The organism is Blautia argi (assembly GCF_003287895.1).
Taxonomy (GTDB): Bacteria; Bacillota; Clostridia; order Lachnospirales; family Lachnospiraceae; genus Blautia; species Blautia argi.
The window spans coordinates 1576633-1601283 of sequence record NZ_CP030280.1 but is presented as its reverse complement, the minus strand read 5'-3'; the positions used below and the strand labels follow the sequence as shown (position 1 = coordinate 1601283).

At 33.4% G+C, this 24651-nt stretch carries 23 protein-coding genes and 2 pseudogenes; 5 read left to right on the top strand and 20 right to left on the bottom strand.

What is annotated here, in order from left to right; all coding sequences use genetic code 11:
* Positions 1–380: 380 nt before the first annotated feature.
* Genes DQQ01_RS07820 through DQQ01_RS07810 form a run of 3 tightly spaced genes read left to right on the top strand, consistent with a single transcriptional unit; the run spans position 381 to position 2570 of the window.
* Positions 381–863 carry an NTP transferase domain-containing protein gene (locus DQQ01_RS07820; protein ID WP_111919557.1) on the top strand — a complete coding sequence of 161 codons (483 nt, stop codon included), beginning with the start codon at positions 381–383 and terminating at the stop codon, positions 861–863.
* Positions 808–1515: a GNAT family N-acetyltransferase gene (locus DQQ01_RS07815; protein ID WP_111919556.1), complete on the top strand. Its 708-nt coding sequence runs from the start codon at positions 808–810 to the stop codon at positions 1513–1515. Before DQQ01_RS07820 ends, DQQ01_RS07815 begins: the two co-directional genes overlap by 56 nt.
* A gap of 2 nt (positions 1516–1517) precedes the next feature.
* The gene (locus tag DQQ01_RS07810; protein ID WP_071144025.1) at positions 1518–2570 is read left to right on the top strand and encodes a D-alanine--D-alanine ligase family protein; all 1053 of its coding nucleotides are present in this window, start codon (positions 1518–1520) and stop codon (positions 2568–2570) included.
* Here DQQ01_RS07810 and DQQ01_RS07805 read toward each other — a convergent pair.
* The 14 genes from DQQ01_RS07805 to DQQ01_RS07745 all read right to left on the bottom strand — a co-directional run bounded on the left by DQQ01_RS07805 (position 2561) and on the right by DQQ01_RS07745 (position 17314).
* Positions 2561–5077 (bottom strand): hypothetical protein, encoded by a 2517-nt coding sequence (locus DQQ01_RS07805; RefSeq protein WP_071144026.1) that lies wholly within the window; start codon positions 5075–5077, stop codon positions 2561–2563. The genes DQQ01_RS07810 and DQQ01_RS07805 overlap by 10 nt on opposite strands.
* 298 nt (positions 5078–5375) lie before the next feature.
* Positions 5376–6296, bottom strand: a complete 921-nt coding sequence (locus DQQ01_RS07800; protein WP_071144027.1) for a tyrosine-type recombinase/integrase — start codon at positions 6294–6296, stop codon at positions 5376–5378.
* Positions 6297–6724: 428 nt separating this feature from the next.
* Complete coding sequence (locus DQQ01_RS15870; RefSeq protein WP_162624276.1) at positions 6725–6868, bottom strand: hypothetical protein; 144 nt, start codon at positions 6866–6868, stop codon at positions 6725–6727.
* A gap of 108 nt (positions 6869–6976) precedes the next feature.
* Positions 6977–7984 (bottom strand): hypothetical protein, encoded by a 1008-nt coding sequence (locus DQQ01_RS07795; protein WP_111919555.1) that lies wholly within the window; start codon positions 7982–7984, stop codon positions 6977–6979.
* A 171-nt stretch (positions 7985–8155) separates the two neighbouring features.
* Positions 8156–10369: an SF1B family DNA helicase RecD2 gene (recD2, locus tag DQQ01_RS07790; protein WP_111919554.1), complete on the bottom strand. Its 2214-nt coding sequence runs from the start codon at positions 10367–10369 to the stop codon at positions 8156–8158.
* 4 nt (positions 10370–10373) lie between these two features.
* Entirely contained in the window at positions 10374–11021 is a 648-nt protein-coding gene (locus DQQ01_RS07785; RefSeq protein ID WP_111919553.1) for a hypothetical protein, read from the bottom strand.
* 32 nt (positions 11022–11053) lie between these two features.
* Complete coding sequence (locus DQQ01_RS07780) at positions 11054–11818, bottom strand: single-stranded DNA-binding protein (protein WP_111919552.1); 765 nt, start codon at positions 11816–11818, stop codon at positions 11054–11056.
* A gap of 95 nt (positions 11819–11913) precedes the next feature.
* Positions 11914–12462 (bottom strand): hypothetical protein, encoded by a 549-nt coding sequence (locus DQQ01_RS07775; RefSeq protein ID WP_111919551.1) that lies wholly within the window; start codon positions 12460–12462, stop codon positions 11914–11916.
* A gap of 18 nt (positions 12463–12480) precedes the next feature.
* Positions 12481–13263 carry a DUF4313 domain-containing protein gene (locus tag DQQ01_RS16465; protein WP_242980695.1) on the bottom strand — a complete coding sequence of 261 codons (783 nt, stop codon included), beginning with the start codon at positions 13261–13263 and terminating at the stop codon, positions 12481–12483.
* 293 nt (positions 13264–13556) lie between these two features.
* Positions 13557–14417 (bottom strand): hypothetical protein, encoded by an 861-nt coding sequence (locus DQQ01_RS07765; RefSeq protein ID WP_151165624.1) that lies wholly within the window; start codon positions 14415–14417, stop codon positions 13557–13559.
* A gap of 230 nt (positions 14418–14647) precedes the next feature.
* Positions 14648–15637, bottom strand: coding sequence for an alpha/beta fold hydrolase (locus tag DQQ01_RS07760; protein WP_111919549.1), 990 nt, complete (start codon positions 15635–15637; stop codon positions 14648–14650).
* A complete protein-coding gene (locus DQQ01_RS07755) occupies positions 15638–16054 on the bottom strand; it encodes a hypothetical protein (RefSeq protein WP_071144054.1) in 417 nt (138 codons plus the stop codon).
* A complete protein-coding gene (locus tag DQQ01_RS07750) occupies positions 16051–16764 on the bottom strand; it encodes a hypothetical protein (protein WP_111919548.1) in 714 nt (237 codons plus the stop codon). The genes DQQ01_RS07755 and DQQ01_RS07750 overlap by 4 nt, the downstream gene beginning before the upstream one ends.
* Positions 16748–17314: an RNA polymerase sigma factor gene (locus DQQ01_RS07745; RefSeq protein WP_111919547.1), complete on the bottom strand. Its 567-nt coding sequence runs from the start codon at positions 17312–17314 to the stop codon at positions 16748–16750. Before DQQ01_RS07745 ends, DQQ01_RS07750 begins: the two co-directional genes overlap by 17 nt.
* A 593-nt stretch (positions 17315–17907) precedes the next feature.
* Between DQQ01_RS07745 and tnpC the strand changes: the two are divergent.
* Positions 17908–18932: pseudogene (gene tnpC / locus DQQ01_RS07735) on the top strand (IS66 family transposase); the annotation flags it as partial.
* A gap of 717 nt (positions 18933–19649) precedes the next feature.
* Here the strand turns inward: tnpC and DQQ01_RS07730 are convergent.
* From DQQ01_RS07730 to DQQ01_RS07705, 6 genes are all read right to left on the bottom strand, one after another.
* Complete coding sequence (locus tag DQQ01_RS07730; RefSeq protein ID WP_111919546.1) at positions 19650–20312, bottom strand: DUF6973 domain-containing protein; 663 nt, start codon at positions 20310–20312, stop codon at positions 19650–19652.
* Positions 20313–20330: 18 nt separating this feature from the next.
* A complete protein-coding gene (locus tag DQQ01_RS07725; protein WP_111919545.1) occupies positions 20331–21644 on the bottom strand; it encodes a sensor histidine kinase in 1314 nt (437 codons plus the stop codon).
* Positions 21641–22357: a LytR/AlgR family response regulator transcription factor gene (locus DQQ01_RS07720; protein ID WP_111919544.1), complete on the bottom strand. Its 717-nt coding sequence runs from the start codon at positions 22355–22357 to the stop codon at positions 21641–21643. The genes DQQ01_RS07725 and DQQ01_RS07720 overlap by 4 nt, the downstream gene beginning before the upstream one ends.
* Before the next feature lie 46 nt (positions 22358–22403).
* Positions 22404–22967: a hypothetical protein gene (locus DQQ01_RS07715; RefSeq protein ID WP_111919543.1), complete on the bottom strand. Its 564-nt coding sequence runs from the start codon at positions 22965–22967 to the stop codon at positions 22404–22406.
* Between the two features lie 64 nt (positions 22968–23031).
* The gene (locus tag DQQ01_RS07710; protein ID WP_111919542.1) at positions 23032–23145 is read right to left on the bottom strand and encodes a cyclic lactone autoinducer peptide; all 114 of its coding nucleotides are present in this window, start codon (positions 23143–23145) and stop codon (positions 23032–23034) included.
* On the bottom strand, positions 23139–23714 hold the full coding sequence (locus DQQ01_RS07705; protein ID WP_111919541.1) for an accessory gene regulator ArgB-like protein: 576 nt from the start codon (positions 23712–23714) through the stop codon (positions 23139–23141). Before DQQ01_RS07705 ends, DQQ01_RS07710 begins: the two co-directional genes overlap by 7 nt.
* A gap of 451 nt (positions 23715–24165) precedes the next feature.
* Between DQQ01_RS07705 and DQQ01_RS07695 the strand changes: the two are divergent.
* Positions 24166–24378: pseudogene (locus DQQ01_RS07695) on the top strand (transposase domain-containing protein); the annotation flags it as partial.
* Between the last annotated feature and the right edge of the window lie 273 nt (positions 24379–24651).

Genomic DNA, 24651 nt, shown 5'->3' with positions numbered 1-24651 from the left:
GCTTTAGAATTTTATTCAAAGAGTATGCGTAGTTATCCATACCATACAATAAGGGAACAGCCAGAGCACAGCTCACCTTACTATTTTCAAAATTCATATATTTTGTACTTTAATGCTTTCTTATTCATCTAAATATTTGCTATTTTCTTTTTCAGGAATTTTTAGCCCTTCCATTGCATGTTCTACTGATCATCCCCTCTTTTCCATAAGGTTTCAATTGAACGTAAAATCAAATCTTCTCATATGAAAATAGTACTTCTCATTCTTAGTTTTATGAATGTTAAAGGATATTTAGGAGTTATCCGGTATCGGAATGATATTAGATAATACCTTATTATCCCATATCGAAGTACAAAGAGAATAATGTAGGAGAATATATTTTGAATGCAATAATTTTAGCTGCTGGACATAGTTCCCGTATGATTGAGGAAAAACAATATACCCATAAGCCTTTATTACCAATTCTTGGACTTCCCAATATTGAGAGAACAATTCTAATTTTAAATGACTTTGGAATAAATGATATTGTTATAATTGCAGGAATATATGCAGATCAATATACATTTTTACAAGAAAAATATGGTTGTACCATCGTATCTGATCCCAATTGTTCAGTATCTACGCTCTATGGGATATACAGTATTGTTAATATTATAGGTGATACTTTCATCATTGAAGGTGATGTTGTTTTGGCAGAGAATATTTTTATTAACAAACCTTATAGCTATTATTATGTAATGAAATATTTAAATCCGGAATTTGACGCTTGGAAACCTATTCTTGATAAAAATGGGCGAATAATTTCCTTTGAAATTGGTTGCTTTTCAGAACCATGCATTTTTTGGAGTATCTTTTTGGAGTAAATCTGATGCAGAAATTTTCAAAAAAATTATTGCTGATATCAGTACTCCTGAAAATTTATCTAATAGCGAAAACTTCTGGGATGACTATTTTAATGATTTTTTGGACGAAATCCAAATTCACACTTTAGAAATACCCAATTATGTTGCATCAGAAATGAACAATATAATCGAATATGATATGGCTATAACAATGTGCCAAAAGTATTATTCTAATCCAAAACAATATTTTATAAACTGGCATAATAATAAAAATGAGTATTCGTATATAATGAATACATCTCAAGCACTAAGTTATACCCAAAAACTTTTGGAAGAGTATATCTATAAGCATCCTGACGAAAACTTTAGTTTAACTAAACCATCATACTTTGAAAATAATGAATATCCTTATATCATACAAAAAGAAAAGAAAAGCATTGGGTTTATAGATATAGCTATTGAAAAAAATTTTTTTCTGCTGAGAAGAATTTATCTTGATAAATCTTATCGAAGACAACGATTAGGAACTCAAATTTTAGAAAATATAATTACATTTTCTAAACTCACAAACAAGGAATTACGGGTAAACGTTTATGATGAAGAGGCAGAAAAATTTTATAAACGTCTTGGATTTAGAAAAAATTTTACAAATTACGTAATAAGGAGACAATGAGTATGGATATAATTCAAGAGTGTTTAGCTTATTTTAAGAATATAGATATAAATTTCGATTTGCTAATAATAGCTGACACACAAAATAAAACTACAAAGAACAATAACTATATTGTTCATACTGATGAAAGTGAGTTTTTTTCTAGAAGAGAATTTGCTGAAATTGCTTCGACATTATTTTATATTTTTGGTTATGCCAAAGTTTTTTACTCAGAATTGGATTTCATAAAATTTGTGATGGATGAGCATCCCTCATCCACAGAATGTTACATATATAATTTTAGCAGAGACGGAATTGCTGAGGGAAAAAAATCATTAATCCCTGCTTTTTGCGATTTATGCGGTCTTAAATATACTGGATCAAATGCTTTTACCATATCCTTATTGAGAAATAAATGGATTTTTACACAGGTACTTTCTAATATGGGGATATTAACACCAAAGTCTGTTCTTTATACATTTAATAATCATAATATATTAGAACCTTTTTTGGATACGACAATACTTTTAAAGAATATTCATGAATCAGCAAGTATAGGCTTGCTTACAGACAATAAAATATATTTAACAAAAGAAAATTTGAAAACAGTTGATATGACACTACAACGGATGAACACTAAACAACTACTCATACAAGAATATATTAGCGGCCTAGAATGTGAAGTTTTAGTAATACAGTTTAAGGGAAAGTATTATGCACTTGAGCCAGTGGAAATTGTTATAAATGGTAATGATTTTTTAGATTCCTTAACATCAAACCTATATAACTATTCGTTTAGAAAACTATCCGATAGATTGAGTCCAACAGTAATAGAACAAATTAAAAAGCAAGCAGTTAAAGCTGCACAAATTTTAAGCATTAAAGACTATGCGAGATTTGATTTCCGTATAGAAAAAGACCAGCCATATCTTATCGATATAGCTGGAACACCATATACTATAAAACATAGCTCGGTAGCGTTTCTGTTTGAGAATATAATGCATTTAGATTATAAAGATATTTATAAGACAATAATGGCGTGTTCTTTTTCAAATTATGATATACTTCAATCATAAGATGTATATTGCAAATCAGATAGCATAAGCCCCCGGCAGAAAAAAGAAGCCAATTCGCTAGATCGTCGTTTCAAAGGTACTAGATTATTACAAAAATCATATCCATCTAATATTTGACGATTCAAAATAATCTCTTTCAAAGCAAGAAGTTTCTTATCCCAAAAAACTTCTTGCTTTTGAAATAATGATGGAACAAAATCACCTAATAAATTAGTAATTTCTGTTGCACTCTCCCATTTTTCATCTAATATATATCTATATACTTCGAACCAAGCAAAATAATAACGATAAAAGTCATCCACATCATCATCTTCAATATTTGACACATCATCGCAATCCATTAGATGCTCCAAATATTTTTTGAATTTGAGATATTCTGAAATATTACCGTAATAAAGACTTAGCGAACATATATTAGTGAGAATAACAAATTCTGTTGCACATGAGATACGTTGTAATTGTTTCCTTAATTTTTTGACGGTTTTCTTTGCATATCTAAAGCAATATTTTTTTGTATGGGATTGTTCATACCTAAGAAAATCTGCTATTATCATGTTATTTAGTATTTTCTGTGGGTATGGTATTGATATTTCATTTTCTATAGAAACTTGCATAGCTTTTCTGCATGCCTGTATAGCTTCATTATATTTTTGTATAACTATGTCTGTTCCTGCTTCACAGATTAATGTGATACAATATTCATCCCAGATCTGATTGTCATAAAAATACTTTTTTGCTTTGTCATAATAAATATTACATTGCGTCTGGTTTACAAACAGAAACGCTTTCCGATTAAATACATTCTCCATATATTTAGCAATGCTTTTACTAGATTGAGAAGTTTGTATATTCCTGCTAAGTGAAAGGCTAAGATCATAGATCCGTTTAAATAACTCTGTGTTGTTCAAAACATCTAAGATATAGGGTGCAATATCATAGATAATCCTAAGTTTCAAAACAGTTTCATCAACGATAGGCATCTCTATAGGATATTGTAATAGGACTAAATATATAGGTTCTTCAGCATACTGAACGAGCTGACTTAATATTTGTTTCAATTGTAAATACCAAGGTTTATAATTCCTATACATAAAATGGAAATAAGCTCTTGCCAGTTCTGCCTTTAAGGGAATCTCGAAATAATCTTTTTGTAAATTATGGTACATCCCATTAAGTTTATCATAATCCGATCCCCCTTCACGTAGGGTATTGTAAAATGATTTTATTGCTTCAAAATCATCATAGTAATAGGAATCTTTTTCTTTTCCAATCAACCTTTCAATTTTTTTAATTTGTTCCAAATTATTAAAACTAAGTGCTTCTGAATAGGAAAGTATAAGAAGGGCAAAAATGTCATCTTTCAAATATCCATTGTATGCCCATAAATAGTATGCTCTTAAAAAATATTGATCTTGTTCCTTGTTACTATAATAATTGTAATAATCTAAATATCTTTCTTTATTCTTATCATTTAGTTCTTTCTTCAGAATTTTTTGTATTTCATCACAAGCGAAAGAATAAAAGTTCAACGAGTTTTTTTTCAGCAACGCTTGCTTTTGAGCTAGATATAGACTCTCTCGAACAGTGTTTGTTTCTTTATGTGTTATGCTTGCAATTTCTTGACTACCAAAGTTTTTTAGGCTAATTGAGGAAGACAAAATGATGTCTTCCATATCATATTCATTTACATTTCTGGTTAGACCTTTCTTTTTAAGTTCACCCAATCTGTATGTAACCACTGAATCTAAGGCTCTAAAAAAATCAACATTTTGCTCTACTAAATCTATATACAGAAAATCGACTAATTTTAAATTAGACGCACAAATTTTTTTGATTTGTTTAATCTTTTCCTCTATGTCCTTTTTCTTTACAATTATTTTATGTTTTTCAGTTAGATATTGTAAAATATCATTTTCATCATAGTCTTCCAATACATTTTTTTCGATTGTAGAACAAGATAGAAAATCCTTTATGCATGAATCATCAACATCACTTATGAGAAAATATAGATGATGTCTAAAGGTACTTTCAAGAGTGGTTATATTCTTCATTAGTATTTCAATCAGATATTTTACTTTATTATCTAATTTAGAGTAATCGGGTAGGCAAATTAATAAATCAGAAGAAAATCTTTTTTTAAGAAGATTAGATATTTGATTAAATTGGCTATCATTTTTTTTAGTTGATACCGATGCCGCTATATCAACTCCAATCCCCCAGCGTATTGGTAATGAAATAGTAGTTTCAATATTATCTACGGAACTCTTAGAAGAATTTTCGTATAAAGATAATTTGTCTCCTTCAGCAATATATACTTGCAATTTGTTATTTTGTCTATTTTTGCTATGTATTCTATTGATAACTTCAAATACTACATGTGATTTTCCTGATCCATGATTACCTAAAATAATGGTAGCCTCTGAGGCTGATGCAGTAATATATTCTTGAGTCAATTTCTCTATTAACTTATTTCTACCTTCTAAATTTTTATACTTATTTTCTTTCATATCTTTATTACAAATAGACCTTCAATAAAATAATATAGGATAATAAGGTATTATCTAATATCATTCCGATACCGGATAACTCCTAATTATCATTTTAATTATAACAAATACTTACTTTTTTTTCCATATTTTTCTTCATAATCTCCAGATTAGCTTTTTAAATAATACAGATAAATCCCTATTTTACCTGTACAATAAATATAACCATTACCCAATCTGCTTTTTGTGCACACAAAAAAGACCACCTTAAATCAAGCTGATCGTAATCTATAGCTGTAATGAATTAAAAGAAATATTTTTATGCTACTCTAAGTATATTCATGTATTTTCTGGGATGCATCTCTCTTAAAATCTCAGCCTGCTTTTTTGCTGCAATATGAATATATATCTGAGTAGTTTTTATTGAACTATGTCCTAGAATTTGTTGTACACAACTAACATCAACGCCTTCTTCTATGAGATATGTAGCAAATGAATGACGGAACATATGGGGAGTTATGTTTCTTTCAATACCTGCTAATTTTGTATACTTTTTGAGCATTAACCTAATGGAATACTCCGTATATCTATTCCCCCGGCTGTTTACAAAGAAAAATCCACTTTTCTTAATTGCTTCTGAATTATGTTTGTAATATTTTTTTAGAATATTCAAAATCTCAGCGGAAGCAATCTGAATATATCTTTCCTTACCGCCTTTTCCCATGATCTTGATTAGACCTGTATTCAAATTTATACAGTCTATTTTTATATTTGATACTTCATACACTCTGGCTCCTGTGGCAAACAAAGTTTCTATTACAGATATATCTCTCAGCCAGTATTTGTACATCTTTTCATTACTATTTCTATGCTCATGCGAATACATATAGTTCAAGAGAGATTCAATTTCTTCACGCGGGATTATTTTAGGTAAAATTGTCGTTTCCTTGAATTTTACTTTGATTTTTCTAAACGGATTATCATCGATAATTTCGCACTCTTCCAAATAATTATAATATGCTTTGATGGATGCAATTTTACGTTTTATTGTTTTCTGCTTGTATTTTTTATGTAATTCCACTATATAGCCTTCTATTTTGCTTTTTTCTGGGACATCTTCCTGTGCAAACTCAAAAAACTGTCTTAAATCAATTCTGTATGCCTTCAGCGTATTCCAATCCAATTCTTTCCTATATTCGCAATATTCAAGATACTTCTTTACTTGATCTTTATAATTCATTCTACTGTCCTCCATGCCTTTTTCGGTAGTGTAGCATATTTCTTCACAAGATACATTCGATATTCCCTATGTTTCTCATTGGAACTAAGGAATTTTCTCTTCATTTCAGTGCACAAAAAACGCATGCGTAGAACCTATTCTGCATCTCCTTCATGCTTTACTTTTTATTGAAATAGCACAACGTATCTTTATGACATCTAAAAAGCAACTCACCATTTTGCAAGCAAAACACTTATGGTATGTAAGATACTGTGATATCTCCTATTATTTGTATCATATTTTTTGTAACTGTTATATATAAAAGACGGGCAGAAAGCTGATTTTACTCAAGCTTTCTGCCCACACTCATCATAAAAAAACCTATATTAATTCATCTGAATATTTCGTTTTTTCTTCTTCAGGAATCTTCAGGCTTTCCATTGCCTGTTCTACTGACCACCCCATTGTTTCCATAAGGTTTCTAATTGAAAGAAGAATTCCCTTCTCAATTCCCTGTCAATTCCCTTCTGAATTCCTTTTTCAATTCCCTTCTGAATTCCTTTTTCTTCAACGCCTTTACTCAGATTACACATAATAGGCACCTCTTTCTAATGTCTTTGCGTTTCAGACAAACTATGCGATAAGGTGAACAACAATAATACTGCTCACCTCTATTTTCAAAATTTATATATTTTGTACTTTTACATTTTTTTCAATTCATCTAAATACTTGCTCTTTTCTTCTTCAGGAATTTTCAGGCCTTCCATTGCCTGTTCTACCGACCACCCCATTGTTTCCATAAGGTTTCTAATTGAAAGAAGAATTCCTTTCTCAATTCCTTGTTCAATTCCTTGTTCAATTCCCTTCTGAATTCCTTTTTCAATTCCCTTCTGAATTCCTTTTTCTTCAACGCCTTTACTCAGATTACACATAGTAGACACCTCTCTTTCTAATGTCTTTGTCATTTCAATTGAAAAATCATTCTGTAATATCTCTTTCTTTTCCTTTACTTCACGATCCGAAGAAAGCAAAACTTCCAGTAACTTTAAGATACCTGAAGCATTTTCATCATCAGAGTCCCCTAAACATATCATAATTGCCGTTAGTAAATCATAATTTTCTTTTCTTTCCGAACAACTACCAATTAACTGTTCTTCTGTAATAGAATATCTGTTTATACTATTTTCCCGATATTTCGGTGGATTCATACAAATCCAAATGCTATAGACTTTCTTTATCTTCTCATAATGTGCATCTGAAAATTCAACACCATACTGCGAAGATATCAATCTGCTGCAATAATAAATTCCTCTGCTTATAATCGGGTAGCCTGGATAAAAATCATTTTGCGCTTCAATATTTATGATCAATCGAATTTTTTCTTTCGACACCGGAGCCTTCGCACAAAAGCGAATATCGTATGTAACCACCCCTTCATAAATAGAAGCATCTTCGGTTGCTCCATTTTGTATTTGTTCTTCTGATACCTGTTCATCTATATTTACGGGTACGTCTGCAACATCTGCCTCTCCTTCTATATAGTTCTCTACAATTTCCTGAATCTCACAATCTCTATATTCCTCTATACAACTTTTCATAATCCATGCCAAGATCACCTTATTTGCCAGAAGGCGTTTGCATGCTGCATCATAGGAGGCTTTCTCTCCTGCAGAACTAATATTCTTTGCCAGTATATTTTCAACTTTCAACCTATATTCACCTGCCTATTCCTCTTTTTCTTATTTTATCACACACGAAAAAAAGATGCCACTTATTTTTCTCACCAGATCATCCTCCTTCCGTATGATAAGGAAGAATTGTTTATGTTCTTTTCGCATTAAAACTCTTTCTGCTTTTATAAGCAGTTTACCACTATTTTCTTATGCCGCTTCATTCTTATCCGAAACCTCCGTAAATGCTTTTTTTAACCGATAAGATAACAACGTATTTCTTTTTTTGGATCTTCCCGCCCGTATTGCCTGGGAAAATGCCTGTTTGCTTCCCACAAGAATGACTTTTCTTTTTGCCCTTGTAATTGCGGTGTAATATAGATTTCGCTTTAAGGTATGCCGCCGAAAACATGACAAAATCGGAATGATGACTACCGGATACTCGGAGCCTTGTCCCTTATGTGCAGTAATTGCATACGCATGAACAAGGTTCCAAGATTCTCCTTCCTGATATCGCATAACCCGCTCTTCTCCAAAATCTACTTCCATATATTTCTTACCGCTCATCTTTCCTATTTTTCGTACAATCCCGATATCTCCGTTGGAAATTTCATCTTCATTTTTCGTCTGCATCACTTTATCCTGTATACGAAAAATTTTGTTTCCATTTTTGATTTCCTGTTGTCCTCTCTGGTAAGGATTGATTCTGTCTTTGATTTTTAGATTCAAAGCATTTGCGCTTACCTTCGTATCCTCCCTTAAAGGTGTTAATACCTGCACTGCATTTACATTTTTCCCTTGCAACTTCCACTCCACATCAAAAAGTTTCATAATCTTTTTTGCGGCTTCTTCATCATCATGTGCTGCTACAAAGGAAAAACTGTTATCATATACCAAATTTTGTTTACCACAGTTGATTTTTATCGCATTCTCCAAAATAGTAGGGTTTTCCTGCCGGAAACATTGATCTAAAACAGTAACTGGAATGACTCTGGAGTCAATGAGTTCTTTAAATACATTTCCAGGCCCTACTGATTCCAGCTGGTCTTTGTCTCCCACAAAAACAATCCGACTTCCGGTCTTTATTTTCATCATCAGACTTGTAAACAGATGCATATCTACCATGCTGCACTCATCAATGATGATCAAATCATCGCAAAGCATTTCTCCAGCATTCCATGCTCCTTCACCTTCTGCTCCTGTAAGTCCGATACTTTTATGTATCGTCAGTGCCGGATACCCCGTTGCTTCATACATTCTCTGTCGCGCTCTTCCGGTAGGTGCTGCCAATAAAATCATACTATCCATATTCAATTTTTCCTGGATCATAACAATAAAACGCAGCAGGGTTGTTTTCCCACTTCCAGGTCCTCCTGTTATAATGGAAATTGAATTTTGAAAAACCATTTCAATCCCTTTTCTTTGCTTTTCCGCTAATTTTATGTGTTCTTTGGCTTCCAAATTGGAAATCCATTTCTCTACATCATACCTTTTTATCGGATACTTGCTTAGCGTGGCAAGTTGTATAACAGCCTTTTGTTCTGACTCATAATTTTTCTTAGAATAAATCTTTGTATAACTACAGATTAGTTCTTTATCATCTTTGATCAGAGAATTGCCAGCATCACGAATTTTCCGTTCTGTTACACTGCCTTTTTTATCTCCACGCACCAACAGCGGCTTGGCTCTTGTTAAAATGTCAGACACCTCTAAATAGAGATGCCCTTCCCCTTCTGCTTCTTTTAAAACATATAATATAGCTGCTTTTATTCGTAAAGGATTATCTGCCTGAAAATGTTTTACTTTCCTTGCTATCGGGTCCACTGTTTTAAATCCAAACCCTTCTATCTCACACAACCGGAATGGATCCCTTTTAATAATGCTGACTGCCTTGTGTCCAAAATGTTCCTGGATTTTTTCTATCTTCTTTGGTGTTACTCCCGCAGAAGACAGAAAAATTGAAAGCTGACGGATATTTTCACTTTGATAATAGCCATCTAAAATCTGCTCCAGTTTTTTTTGTGTAATTCCAGGAATTTCAAGCAATCGTTCCGGGCATTCTTCAAAAACATAGAAGGTATTTTTCCCAAATCGTTCTACAACCCTTTCTGCGATAACAGGCCCAATTCCTTTCACCAATCCTGAAGAAAGGTACGCTTTTACCCCCTCTTCTGTTGTCGGCATTTGAATTTGGAAAGATGTCACATGATACTGTTTTCCATATTTCTCTGATTCTTTCCACTGTCCTTTTAAAGAGACACCAATCCCTTCGTTTCTGGGCAATTCACAGCCAACTGCCACAAACTGCCTTTTTCCAATTCCATTCTTCCCTTCAGGAATGTTCTCCTCTGTTTCATATACTGCCACAGTATATCCGTTTTCCTGATTATAATAAATGGAAGAAGCATATCTGCACTCTAACAAGTCACTACCTCCTTGTAATCCACATATAACGACCAGAAATTTTTACAGAGTAACCGCCTTCTTTTTCCAACTCCTTTTTGATGAGTATTCTTTTATCTGCCGGGAAATCCCGAATTGCAGCAACTCTGCGAAATCCTTTCTCTGTTCGGATAGTACATAATCCGTCTTTCCCAATAGAAAACGAATAGATACCTTTTGCCTCCAGTTTCTTCGAAATATGAAAAAATTTTTCTCTTCCTTCTCCAAGATACCATTTTTTTGCTGCTATGTCTGCTTCATTCCACTGTTCTTGGCGAACATCAGGAATTGTTTCTGGATTCTTTTCAGTTTCTATCGCCTTTTCTATTTGCTGTTTTGCTTTCTGATAAATGGGTGCTTCCTTCTTTTCTGGCACCTCTTCCGTCACTGTTACTTTCGGTTTATCTCTTTCCTTATGCTCCGTGAAGGTTTCTCCCTTCACTTCTTTGGGCTTCTTTTTCAAATGACAGACCAACAGATACACCAACAAAACCGGCACTGTAAGGGATAATGTATTGACTAGAATTGCAAGAAAAAAGGGCCATAAGAACGGAGCTAACAAAAATCCTGCAATGCCCGACACAATGCAAAAGTTTTGATACTTTTTCACAAAATATTTCCACTTACCACTCATAACAGTACCATTTCCTTTCTCTTCGAGGATTTTTAGTCAAATCCATAATTGTTATATTCTGATTCTTGTACACGCTCAAATTCTTCGTCCACCAGGTTTCTTTTTTTATTTTCATTCCTTCTTCTTTCCGGAACACTTTTTCTCGACTGCCGATTTCTCCTTTCCGGCTGTTCTCTTTTCCTTTGCTCTGACTTTTTCCTGGAACTAGGTTTCTTTATCCTGCTATTTCTTCTACGGGGATCAGAGATTCCTTTTTTCTGACTGCTTTTCCTTATACTTCGATGATATCCATCTTCTTCCTCATCTTCGTCGTCCGCCTCTTCTTCGTCATCCTCTTCTAGATATTCCTCCTCATAGTCGTCATCTTCGTCGTCCTCATAATCATCCTCATCATAAAAATCGTCATCGTAATCCTCTTCTTCCTCATCTTCGTAATCGTTCTCATCTTCGTCTTTTCGCTTGCGGAGTAATTCGATTTTATCAAGATTTATCTTATCTCTATACATCGTCATTCCATCCTCATTTTCATAATTATCATTTAAAAGGATTCCCTCTATTCCAACGCAATCTCCTTTTTCAATATACTCCTCTATAAATTCTGCACTCTTATCAAATGCAGAGCAGGAAAAATAATCATATTTTGTTCCATCTTTTGTTTTAAAAGGACGCTTTACAGACAATCGAAAACTTGCAACTAATCCGTATTTCGATGCCCTTTTGTTTCTGCGCCTCTTCCTTTTAAATTCATTTACTTCCGGATCTTTTACAACGTATCCGGTCATTATTACTTTATTCATGCTCTTTCTCTCCTTTTTAAAGTAGGCAGGAAATTATTTCCTGCCTGATAGGTATAAAAAAAGACACTTAGAATTTCCATTCAAAATGTCTTATTCTATATACGCATTGTTTCTAAATCATACTGAAAATCAGATCCAATACATCTTACAATCTTTTTTAAAATCTCATAAAAATTCAGGCTGTCTTCCTGTATCGGTCTTATACCTTTTACATAATTTGGCCAAAAACAATATTCGTAAAATCGTTTCACCTGCATAGAAGGTGAAATAAAAATCCCCTGAAATTCATTTTTCATTTTCTTTGTAGTTCCTTCTTCGGAAAATAATTTTAGATGTAGTGCCTCACTTTTGCCTTTCTTGTCCATCTGAAGCCAGACTGTATGATCGGCAAGACGAATACTGCTGTGCAGCATATAGATGTCTTCTCCGTTCCGGCACCAGATAATTTCTCCGCAAAGTCCGTTTTCAAACTGCGACGTAATACACACTCCATTTTCCGGAATATCCGAAAAGCAAATCTCATCATCAACCACCGGAATTGCCCTTTTTACACCCTTGGAAACGCCCACATCTTTTCGACATTCTTCAAACATCTGCTTTGTACTTTCATAATTTTTGTTCTGTTCAAACTCATAGTTTTTCATCCTGCTTCCTCCTGTTCTTTAATTATTTCTTTTCAGTGATGTTTTGTGTATTTCTTCATATTTTGCTTCATATCTGCGATACCCTTCCAGATCATAATACTTTAATCGTTCCGGATAGAAACGAACTTTCTCATAAGTACAATATCCATTTCTGCTGATTTCTCCTGTCACTTCTCCTAATCCGCTTTCTGAAATCCAGGACAAAATTTTTCTTCCATGATGGTTCGTATCTACATAGGTACAGTCCTTTTCGCACACCTCATGCAAATCAACGGTCAGGGTTGCCCATGGTGAAGGATATCGGTATTTCCAGTTCACCATTTCAATTTCTAAATTTCCGGTGTAGGAATATCCTTTTACTATTAGCTGTATCGGAAATTTTTCTCCAAAAGCTTCATAGAAAACCGTTTTGGGTTCTTCCTGTTTTCTGAAGTTGTCATAATCTTCATCACTATAACCTGACCAGAAAAAATAGTTCCAGTCTGGCATTGGCGGACAATATCCTTCTAACTGTTCTGCACCTATTTGTTTTAATGGTATCAGATTTTTTTTACCTTCCTTCACAGCCAGAAGCAATGGTTTTAACTTCTCTTCCAGGTACATTCGATCTGGGCAAATATCAATCCACTTCCCTTTTATTGTTGTAAGAAAGCGTTTCCCATCCAATGTTCTGATTTCTGAACGTTCTGCAGATAGACTATTCTTTAAGAAGCTGATTATATTATTTTCTGTTGCCTGAAAAATAATTGCATCTTTTCCACACGTCTCACTGTGAATTCCTTTTAAGTACTCTTGGTTCATGATTTTCCTCCTATTTTTCTTTCTTTTGTGGCTTAACTCTATCCTCCTTTTTCGTTGATTGAAATAAAAAAAAGGCACCTAGAATATTTTTCATTCTAAATGCCTAATAATTCTTTATTTCTTATTGAAACAGCCACCTGTTTCCAAAATCTGTTTCCGATTCTTTATCGGAAAAAATTTTTGTACTCATCTTTGATTTTTATGAGTATAAATGTTAATTCATTTTCACTCTAACATAAGATATTGTATGTGTCAATATCTAAGTAATTTAACAATTTACTACGTTATGTTTATTACTCTGATACAACTTTTGAAAAGATTTCCCAACGTCCTTTTACATTTTCACCTTTGTCCGTACTTCTTCCACAATATTCCAGATATTTTGTCTGATTATCATAATTTTCAAAAAAGTCTTTCAGCCATAACAGATAACTGTTTTCTTTTTCTTCATCTCCGTACACTACATCCATTGCTGCAACTACCATTGGAATGGATAACTTTTTCATCTTATCCATTTTATCCACAATCTTTTCATCTAACTTGTCAAGAACCTCCAAGGCATGTCCAATCAAACGGATACTTTCCTCAGAATCACTATTCAATATTTCAACATACTTTTCAATATTCTTTTGATCAAAAGCAGTATATTCGTATCCAGAAATAAGCATTAGTATTTGGCAGGCTACTTTACGCATATTATCTGATCTGATATCACCTTTTGTAATTCCAGTCTTTGCCCAAAATGGATGCTCCATAATTTTATAAAGTTCTGTACTAATGTCAAGATTTAAAAGGCCTGTCAGCATCTGTGCTCCGTTCAATCGCTTTCCACTATTCAAACGCACAAACATATCCCGTACTTCTTTTTCTGTGCAGTCCCACATTTCAAAAATCAAGACTTCTGCATTCAATAGTTTGTCTTGTACAATCTCATCTAATTGAGAAAACCTTTTACCTGCAATTTCATAAGTTTCCCCATCAATCATAACCGAATCAAGTTTCTTAGAAAGTGGAAATTTGTCCCCTTTATATTTCTGTAGGGTAGTAATCCTCTGCTTTCCTTCTATCACATAGTTTTTATTGTCTTTTTTCCAAATATAAACTAAATTGATAGAATATCCTCTTAGCAGCGAATCCACTTCCAACGATTCCATATACCGAGTCCACTGTCCCTCCTTTCTCTGAAAAGGATGAGAAAAATCAAGCTTTCCTTTTCCGGACTCCCGCAACAATGATGATACAATTTTAGTCTTACATGTAGATTCCATTTTCCAACACCACTCCTTAACTTTTTTATCATTCTATCACGATATACCGTACATTGCAAACGCCTCAAAAATTAAAATATCTGCTTAACTTCCTATTTTTACCACAGATACAATAGTTATCTATTATCTATCCACTGTGTAGTTCTTTCAACAATTGCCTTCTTCTGTTCAAAATGTAAATAGTGAGAACCTTCTAGCAAAATTACTTTTCCATTTTCTTTATCTGCTATAATATCCCTATGTAGTTGTTCCCACTGTGGCATAGTCTTGCAATTCTCTTTTGAAACAAATTCCAATATTGGTATTTCTCTTGGAATCTTCATATCCTCCACTACATCCATATTTTTTTCAAGATTTTTCATTTCTGTCATAACCGTTGCGTTATATCCTTTATCCAGCGTTAATATGCGGAAAACTTCCCATTCCTTCTCTGAATATAGGTACTGCGGATCTGCATACACAACTTTCTTTGGATTGTTTATAGAAAGTAACCTTGTAATTCCCGTTATATTGACTATCTTCTGAGTATACGCAGATATTTGATTGAGCAACTGTACACTGACTGGAAAAGGATTATTTTCTTTACTTGTCATTTTCGGAACTGATGGATCAATCCCTATAATTCCTTTAATTTCATTTGGATATATCTGGCTCCAATACAAACTATATATCCCTGATATGGAATGCCCCATTAGATAGTATTCCTCTTCTCCTAAGTTTTTTACACATTCATGAAGTTCTTCTACGATATTTTCAATCGTCCGGTCACGCTTTGTTCCATCAGATAATCCATATCCAAATGGCTCAATCGTAATCACCTTGTATTTTTTAGCTAATTCACTTGCTAAAGGTTTAAATTCTAAAATAGGCGACGGTTCACCCAAACCAGGAAGCAAGATAATCGGAGGACCGTCATGTTCCGCTCCGGCAATCTCCACAACCATACTTTTTCCATCTATTTGCACACTGTTTCCATACGCCTCTTTTATTTTGTATTCATCTATTTTCTTACATATAGTGTTCCATATAATTCCCAATAAAATGAATATAATGGTAATACCTATAATCCATTTTATAATGATCCATATTTTTTTCTTTCGCTTCATTTAAAAATTCAAACTCCCTCCTGTAATACTAATTGTACTAGAAGATTTATTTGTTATATAGAATTTATAATATCCTGTACTTCTAATTGTAAATGTGGTACTGTGACTTTTTCCTGTTCCACTATACTTTTTTGTTCTGACACCATTTGAATTTTTATATCCCATTTCAACACTTCCTGATGCTTTCAAACTAATAGAAAAACTTATCTTAGTCCCACCCGGAACGTAAAATGCCATCCCATCATTATCAATAATATTAATGGTTTCTCCTGCACTCAACGCTGTACTTGAAATTCCCATCCTCTCACTTTGCTGATGCATAGTATTTGATTGAGGTTCCGCTGCCTGTACAGAAGTACTATTTGTTGTCATAACCAAAAGAGCCATTATTGCTATTACTTTTTTTACTTTCTTCATTTCTCCATACTCTCCTTTACTATATGATAATTTAGAATAATTCGATCGCTTGATATATTTTTGAAATATGGAAAATATTCTCTCTGCGTTCCCCCTTTCAGCCAAACTTCATACTGTTCGACCTCAACAGTATCTACTTTAAATGGCTTTCCATTTTCAATATATCCTATTTCAAACGTATGTCCAGGCTGTTTATTCATGTTCTCCTGCTTGACACTTATTTTGACCTTTTCATTCTCTTCTAGAAAAATCCCCTTTCCTTGATCCTGTAAAATCAGCATTGTACCATTTTCTACATATATTTGTTGATCAGCTGTATAAAAATCTGTCTGTATTTCTAAAATATGTTTTGCAATAGGAATACCATTTTGATATAAACAGTCTTTATTAAGCAATTCTGTTTGAATATCAATCACTATCTTCTCTTCTTCTGTATCTGATTCGTAGAGCGTATGCTCTTCTTCCAGGTTTTCTATTTTTTCTACTTTCCCACCTGGATCCAAAAGCGTTTTCGCCAAAACAATGCTGCCGGTCACCAAACATATTGTGCCAACTGCAGCTACTGCTTTTAAAAAATAGGACTGTTTTTTTCGACGAATAATCTTTTTATATACCATGTCCTGAATATCTGTGAGATTGTCTATGTCAGTTCTTTCCTTTGTTAATATCTCAACCGAATTATCCAACATCTCACTAATCTTGATTTTCATAAACCGTATACCCCTCCTCACGCAAAGCATGACGCAAAGTTTCCCTGCCTCTTCGAAGTCTGGTTTTTATGGTCTGCGGATTCATATTAAGTTGTAATGCGATTTCTTCTATTTTAAAATATCTATAATAATATAAAAGAAAGATTTCCTGATCCATCGGCTTTAATTTCTGAAGAAGTTTCTGAATAATCCTCTGTTGTTCCTTTTGCTCCATGAGTTTTTCGGCCTGGTTATCAATTAAAATCACATCATCATAAAGTTCCAGATTCCAATTTTTAATTGCACGTATTTTATCTTTTGCCTTATTCCTTGCAATCATACCTATATATGCTTTAATACTGGTGTATTTTTCATAATCAATTCTTTCAGCCGTATTCCATAAAGAGATAAATACATCTGATACTACTTCTTCCACATCTTCGTTTGTACCTTTCCCCGCAAGTATTTCTTTTGAAATCGTAGTGACATATGCACCATATTTCTGCATAATCTCTTCTAAAGCCTTTTCGTTCTTTCTCTGTAGTTGTTTTAATAACTTTCTTTCCTTCATTCGTAAGAATCCTAATTTTTTCTTTTTGTATCAATACGTAGGATTCATAAATTAAGTTTCAAAAAATAGGCGTTTTTTCTAACATTTCTAATATTTCAACATAAGCGCAAAATAATTCGACGGATTACGTTGCCCTAAAACTCAGTCCATAATGATTAATAGAGAATGCAAGCATTTTACTTTATTTTCTATTGTTAAAAATGATAGATGCGAACATTTTACTCCATTCGATTTATGGAGTAGTGCTCATGAGAAGCAAAAGAACCTGCCGAAGAACAATACCGTCTTACAATGGAATGCCGTCAAAGTGGATTGACAGATCATCAATGATGTGAGGAACACGACATCAAACCAAGCACTTTTTACAACTGAGTAAAAAAAGCTACGTCAGAAAGGCTATGTGGATTTACCGGTGTCAACCGGACGCAACTATCGTGCTCCGGAAAATCAGGAAGTTGTCCGAATAGATTTTCAGGATACTGATATACCATCGTATGAACATTCATTGGATACGCTTCCAACACCTGCGGAAAAAAACAGCATTTCCGTGGCAGGGCCAATGAAGCTGTCTGTTGGAAGTTTTCTTCTAACTATCCCAAATGGAACAGATTGGAAAAGAATTCGTCCGCCATGAATTCCGCTTTACCCCCGCCAAAGGGAAAGTGGTAAATATCTATCGCGAAACGTATAAATGTCCGGAGTGTGTCACATCAGAGGAACACCTTGATGATTTGATGTTTGTCAAAGCACCAGTTCAGGAACCATTGTTCCCGGAAAGTTATGCATCCGAATCTGTTGTTGGATGGGCAATGCACCAGAAGTACCAGAATGGTCTGCCGTTAAACCGGCAGGAAACGGGCTGAAAACAGCAGGGAGTTCCATTAAGTCGGGCTACACTAGCTAACTGGATTATTTATTGTGCCGAGAATTATCTCTGTCATGTGTATGACTATTTTCACCGTCAGTTACTGGAGCGAAAATATCTGATGGCAGATGAAACAAGGGTTCAGGTACTGAATGAGCCTGAACGTAATCCTGAAACAGATTCCTGGATGTGGGTTTTCTGCAGTGGAGAAGACGGCCTTCCGCCAATCCTGCTCTATCATTACACAAAGACCAGGGCAAAGTTTCATGCAGCATCTTTCCTACAAGGGTTCAGCGGATATCTGGAGACAGATGGATACCAAGGTTATAACAATCTGCCAGATATCAAACGCTGCTCTTGCTGGACACATGTGAGAAGTTACTTCATGGTGCCATACCGAAAGGGAAAGAGTATGATTACGCCTTCCGGCAGTGCAGGGTGTACAGTTCTGTTCTAAGCCGTTTGATTATGAACGGTACTCATAAGTAAAAAATCATACTGCAGAGCAGAGAAAAGCGTTCCGTCTTGAAAAAGAGAAGCCGATACTGGATGCATTCTAGAATTGGCTGGATCAACAGCGTCCAAACAAGGGAACTCGTTTGGCCAAAACGGTGAACTATGCCCAAAATTGGAAAGACACGCTGATGGCCTATCTGGAAGGCAGTCATTGCAGTTTATCTAACAATCTCAGTGAGAATGCAATCAGACCATTTACTTTCTGTTGGTCGGAAGAACTGGCTGTTCAGTACCAGTGAGTATTCTTGAGGCTTGAAATCACAAATCCGGGAATTTGGAAATCACCTTTTTTCTGCTTGATTGTGGTTCCGTTTCTATGGGAATATTGGTCAAGGTCTTGCCGCATTTGCGGTGCGGAGCAGCTTTTACAAATATTCCTGCAGAAATTATGATTCTACATGCACAAAAGTGATTTCCATGTGCCGGACAGGTGATGGATTTCACTCCGGATTATTCAACCAGTCCTAAGGAGCCACCGCCAGCGTAATTGTGTATACAATGGTTGAGATGGTAAAATCGAATGATTTGAATACCTATAAATATCTGACATATCTCTTATAACAACGATCAAACGATAACATGTCAGATAAACAGCTTTCACAGCTTCTCCATGAAGCGAAACTGTGAAAGCTACCTGCCAAAACTAAAACAGAGTAAAATGCTTGCATCTATCATTTTGGTGCAAGTATAATTTGCGAGTAACGTAGCAATATTTTGCGCTTACATTTCAACTTAAAATGATATATTTTTTGATAAAAAAAAAGAGACTAACAAGCCTCTATAGTGCTATTGTATATTTTTTAATTACTTTTTATACACCTACTCTTATTTTTGCTTATTATATCTCGTATTTCTCCATTATTTATTTCGCACAATTTATACGTATAAAGTAAGGAAAATACCCTGAATTTTCAGAATACTTTCCTTACATATTTTTACGAACAATTCATAGTATTATTCATGTAACCAAATAAATCTCGATGTGTTTGAATATATGTTACCATATATTATATCAGCTAATTCATTCTCCGTTATACTTCCACTGTTTTTACCAATCTCACGCCCAATACCATTATTGTGTAAATCCATATTTCTGTGCTCTGTTTTTAAAAATCCATCTGACTCATATCCTTCTGTATTAATATCTTCATGTGCCGTGGCAAATAGTTCTGCTTTATTTTCACCTATCAAAATAGTCATTTCTGCATTCCATATACCATGTCTAAATGCATCGCTTCTATCACCTAATCCACTGTATCCAAATTTAATCTCAGTCTGTGTTGTGGCAATATTTTTAGCTGTATTTACTTTTAATGCATCAAATGGATACTTAATTAAAAGTTTTTTTTCTGTTTCGGTAAGTGCATTCCATATATCTCCTATACTACTACGAAGAATATTATTTTCTGCTTTTTCTTCTAATATAGTAAATACCATTTCCTCATCTTTGATATCTAACTTCAAATCAACTACTATATTTACTAACTCCTGAAAACGTTCCTCATTATATCCGTCTATTTCTGATACACCCGTGCTAGCATTACACACAATCGTCGGTGCAGTGCCTATTAACATAACACTACATAACATAATAGCTATTCTTTTTATTTTTCTCATTTTATTTTTCTCCCTCCGTTAAAAACCATTTTTTTGACATGCTAAATTTACAGTTGTTTTAAATGTCTTCTCCTTTGCATCATACGAACATCGTAAAGTTCCCTCATATTTATGTGCTGTATTTTCTACGCTAATTAGCCCCCACCCATGTTCATATTTATTTTTCTTATTTGTCATAAACTTTTCATCAATTATTTTAGGTGTTTGAAAACATGGATTTTCAACCTTAATCACAAGCATCTCATTAACACGCCTGATAATTAAATGGATACTTTTATTAATTGGAACTGGAATTTGATTGCATGCTTCTATCGCATTATCAAGCAAATTCGCCAAAATAACCACCATATCATTAGTTTTTATATTAGAATCAATTGGGAAATCAATATTAGCCTTAATCTCAATTCCCTCTTTCTTACATTCACTTATTTTATTATTGATGATAAAATTAACTGTTGCATCACTCGTCCATCTTTTGTCATTCATATTGAAATGTACCATTTCTAAATTACTAATATATTCTTTCAAACCTTCAATATTTTCTTCGTAAATTAGACTTTGAATTGCACTGATATGATGTTTATAATCATGATACATTTTTGCATTTAATTCATATGCCTGTTTTAAATTTGTATAATTATTTTCTAACAGTTCACTCCTAGTTTTTGCAAATTCGTAATTTTGCTTTTCTACTTTTCTCACCATGTAACTTCCTAAAATAATTATCAGCAAAATAATAATAACTATTAAGAATACCCATGAAATGGCTATATGTAAATCAAACTGATCCAAAGTTTTTTCTGCCAAAAATATACCACCACTAAATCCACAAATCGTAATTAAAATCCAAAATTTATATCCTTCAAAATATAAATTGATTTTTTTATGGGTTCTATACAGTTCATAGTAAAGTAACAATAATATGATTTTACAAACAGAAATATATACCAATCTATCTACACTTTTACTATACAAGACTGACTGTGCAAAATCAGGATTTCTATATACTATACTAAGTAGTGTTACGCTAAAAAAGTCAATAACATAAATAATAAGTGAGTAAAATAATGCAATAGAAATAGTATATCTATATTTTTCTTTATATAAAGTAGCGGCTGTAATACCCACGTATGTCGGAAACACTAAAAATGGCATCCATGAATATAATACAAAACTATTCAAATATAAAACGATGCATAATAACACCATACTCTGTAATATAATTTTAATTTTAGGGGGATTTACCTCTTTTGGAAAAAGCAAACCAATTATGGCATAAAACAAATATATTTCTATAAAACTTGAAATAATTTCAAAAATAGCATTTATCATACATGTTGACTCCAATATTCGTTAATAATATCTTTCAGAATACCTAATCTTTTTTTGCTTATAGGCAAAGATACCCCATTTCTCATGATTGCATCCATTTTTTCAATTCGCATCAAATGAATAAGATTTACAATGCAACTACGGTCTATATATACAAACTCATCTGAATTAATTTCATCATATACTTCAGCTAACGGCTTGCGAATCTGAGTTTCTCCATTTATAGTAGTTAAAACCACGTATTTTCCATCTTTCTTTATATATAAAATTTTCCTATATGGTATCCTCTCATATCTCGTAGGTGTTGTAATTGTGTACATTTCATCTTTTTGAATTTCAATATAATTTAAACCATCTATCAATGCATATGAAAGTTTTTCTTTTATAGTCGGTCCTTTTTCTATGTATCTAAATACAGATAACTCAAATGAATCAATAGCATACTCACTATGTGATGTGATAAAAATCACAAGTGTTTCTGGACATAATTTTTTCACATCCTTTGCAATTTGCATTCCATTAATTTTCGGCATCTCTATGTCTAATAATAGCAAATCAAAATAATTATTTTCCTGTATATCATATAAAAGGAAATCGCTTGAGCGATACGTTCTTATATCTGCAACTATTTTGGTTTCCGAAAGACACTCTTTCAATATTTCTTTATTTTTTATTAGTGCTTTTTCATCGTCATCACATAATGCTATCCTCATAACACACCTCACTTAACACAAAAATAATCCTTTTTAGTATAAACAATTATGAAATAATTGTAAAATATTTTCTTCGTTTAATATCATGAAAATATGTTTCTTTTTCACTTACTACCAATTCATATAAATCTCCATCCATATTATTACCTTTATCAGGGGCAGGATTACTATTATAGTAGTAAATACCTACTTTTTTATTCACCACTTTATCCAATATATCTTGAATTAATTCATTTATATTCATTCGAAACTTTGAAGCTGGCCATTTTACAATCATTGTCCTGATTTGAGTTTTATTAGCTTTAATTTTTTTTGAATAATAATATGCTTTTGGGAATTCCAGATTTCTAGAAGTTCCCAATTCTTCTAATATAGGATCAAAAAGTTCAGCTTTATCCTCGTAGTCAAATCCCATCTCCACATATGCTCGTATATGTAACAAAGCTGTTTCAGCATAGCACTTATCCTTTGTTTCTTGATAGTAAGAATATAGTCTTTCAATAGTAGCCTCAAACACTGAATCAATAGATAACCCTAAATATGATGTTGTTCCCACCGCAAGTTTAATTGCTTCAACCATTAATTGCTGATTACTTTTTTTTTGTTTCAATATTTTACCTCCCAAAATAATTTTCAAGCAGTTGGTTTACTTCAAGAATTATCCCGACAATAACCTAGTCTTCAATCAAACTATCAGGTACTTGTGGTTCATAACTCCCAAATAAAGATGCTACTCCCGCACCCCACACTGCAAAAAATTCAACTAATTGTGTTATTTTACTTAACATGCCTTTATCTCCTTTCCTTTTGAAAATAGCATCATTCCCACCACAAGCAAAAGAGTGTATACTGACACTGTACACAGTCTTGTATTCAAGAAAAATAAAATAATGCTCATCATTGATTCGATTATTATACAAACCCTCGCTCGTATTTTATTCTCTCTATATTTTCGCTCAGAAAGCGGATGATGTACATTTACACAAGGAGCTTTTTCAAAAATGTATGCAATACATACTATCAAGCTTAGTACTACTGTATATATGTTTAATATAGGAAATAAATACGCAATCAATATTACGATACTAAAAAGCATCATTGTACACACATAACATTTTTTGTAGGTAGGTGCATGATACCCACCACTAAAAAGCCTCACTGGCATAAAAAATAGCAAAAAAATAATCCCATCTGACAACCTGAACATAATAATCGCACATAATGGAATTGATAATAAAATAAATAATGACGATATCATTATTTCAAACCCATATCGGATTATTACTATTTTATCTTCTGCTATTTCTCCTTTTATATATAACTGATTTGCTAAATACATAGACATTTTTTCTAACATTTCAATCACCTTTCAATTTTATGAATTAAATATACCACATTATGGATAAGCCAATTTATTTTGTCCCTAAAGTAGCACATTTTTGTCCTTAAACTACATTAATCAAATGTTAGAAGTAAGCGCTTAAATTTCGTAAGCGCATAGTTTCGGGGTGTCCCCAAAACATACTTCCAGAATCCCATTGCTAGGATTCTGGAAGGCTAACATTTTACTCTATTTAATGCTACATTGTTCCTGCACATCTATGCTCCAAGGAGCTAGATAATCCAGTTCTTCATCTGTCATGTTCTCATTAGGACGATGCTCTAGCAGGAACTTTAAATATTCATACAGATTTAAATCGTATGCTTTTGCCATCTCAACAATTGTAAGATACATTGCATTTGCAGTTGCTCCATCTGAACTATCTGAAAACAACCAGTTTTTTCGATTATGTTCTTAAGCGCATAACCGGAAGAACTGGCTGTTCAGTGCCAGTCCGAAGGGAGCTACATCTAGCGCTATTGTGTATACAATGGTTGAGATGGCAAAAGCGAATGACCTGAACACCTACAAATATCTGACATACCTCTTATCACAGCGGCCAGACGCTAAAATGTCAGATGAACAGCTGGAACAGCTTGCCCCATGGAGCGAGACTGCGAAAGAGAACTGTCAAAACTAAACTAGAGTAAAACGCTTGCATCTATCATTTTGGTGCAAGCGTGATTCATGGGCAGCGTAGCAATATTTTGCGCTTACGTTGATAGAAAAAATATCCGGCTACTTTTCAATAACCGGAATACCTTGACAATTAAGATATGATTTATGGAACGTATGTCGCAGGATCACCAGAAATATCTGGAATGACACGGTGACCGTTTCCGCAGATGGGCAGATTCTATCGGAATTAACATCCGTAAGGTTGTTAATAGAATTCTTACCTCTAGGCACAGGT

What these genes read in the sequence shown, in the direction of transcription:
- DQQ01_RS07810 (WP_071144025.1), top strand. Translation starts at nt 1,518, where the DNA reads ATGGATATAATTCAAGAGTGTTTAGCTTATTTTAAGAATATAGATATA.
- DQQ01_RS07805 (WP_071144026.1), bottom strand. Translation starts at nt 5,077, where the DNA reads ATGAAAGAAAATAAGTATAAAAATTTAGAAGGTAGAAATAAGTTAATA.
- DQQ01_RS07800 (WP_071144027.1), bottom strand. Translation starts at nt 6,296, where the DNA reads ATGAATTATAAAGATCAAGTAAAGAAGTATCTTGAATATTGCGAATAT.
- DQQ01_RS15870 (WP_162624276.1), bottom strand. Translation starts at nt 6,868, where the DNA reads ATGTGTAATCTGAGTAAAGGCGTTGAAGAAAAAGGAATTCAGAAGGGA.
- DQQ01_RS07785 (WP_111919553.1), bottom strand. Translation starts at nt 11,021, where the DNA reads ATGAGTGGTAAGTGGAAATATTTTGTGAAAAAGTATCAAAACTTTTGC.
- DQQ01_RS07780 (WP_111919552.1), bottom strand. Translation starts at nt 11,818, where the DNA reads ATGAATAAAGTAATAATGACCGGATACGTTGTAAAAGATCCGGAAGTA.
- DQQ01_RS07775 (WP_111919551.1), bottom strand. Translation starts at nt 12,462, where the DNA reads ATGAAAAACTATGAGTTTGAACAGAACAAAAATTATGAAAGTACAAAG.
- DQQ01_RS16465 (WP_242980695.1), bottom strand. Translation starts at nt 13,263, where the DNA reads ATGAACCAAGAGTACTTAAAAGGAATTCACAGTGAGACGTGTGGAAAA.
- DQQ01_RS07765 (WP_151165624.1), bottom strand. Translation starts at nt 14,417, where the DNA reads ATGGAATCGTTGGAAGTGGATTCGCTGCTAAGAGGATATTCTATCAAT.
- DQQ01_RS07760 (WP_111919549.1), bottom strand. Translation starts at nt 15,637, where the DNA reads ATGAAGCGAAAGAAAAAAATATGGATCATTATAAAATGGATTATAGGT.
- DQQ01_RS07755 (WP_071144054.1), bottom strand. Translation starts at nt 16,054, where the DNA reads ATGAAGAAAGTAAAAAAAGTAATAGCAATAATGGCTCTTTTGGTTATG.
- DQQ01_RS07750 (WP_111919548.1), bottom strand. Translation starts at nt 16,764, where the DNA reads ATGAAAATCAAGATTAGTGAGATGTTGGATAATTCGGTTGAGATATTA.
- DQQ01_RS07745 (WP_111919547.1), bottom strand. Translation starts at nt 17,314, where the DNA reads ATGAAGGAAAGAAAGTTATTAAAACAACTACAGAGAAAGAACGAAAAG.
- DQQ01_RS07730 (WP_111919546.1), bottom strand. Translation starts at nt 20,312, where the DNA reads ATGAGAAAAATAAAAAGAATAGCTATTATGTTATGTAGTGTTATGTTA.
- DQQ01_RS07725 (WP_111919545.1), bottom strand. Translation starts at nt 21,644, where the DNA reads ATGATAAATGCTATTTTTGAAATTATTTCAAGTTTTATAGAAATATAT.
- DQQ01_RS07720 (WP_111919544.1), bottom strand. Translation starts at nt 22,357, where the DNA reads ATGAGGATAGCATTATGTGATGACGATGAAAAAGCACTAATAAAAAAT.
- DQQ01_RS07710 (WP_111919542.1), bottom strand. Translation starts at nt 23,145, where the DNA reads ATGTTAAGTAAAATAACACAATTAGTTGAATTTTTTGCAGTGTGGGGT.
- DQQ01_RS07705 (WP_111919541.1), bottom strand. Translation starts at nt 23,714, where the DNA reads ATGTTAGAAAAAATGTCTATGTATTTAGCAAATCAGTTATATATAAAA.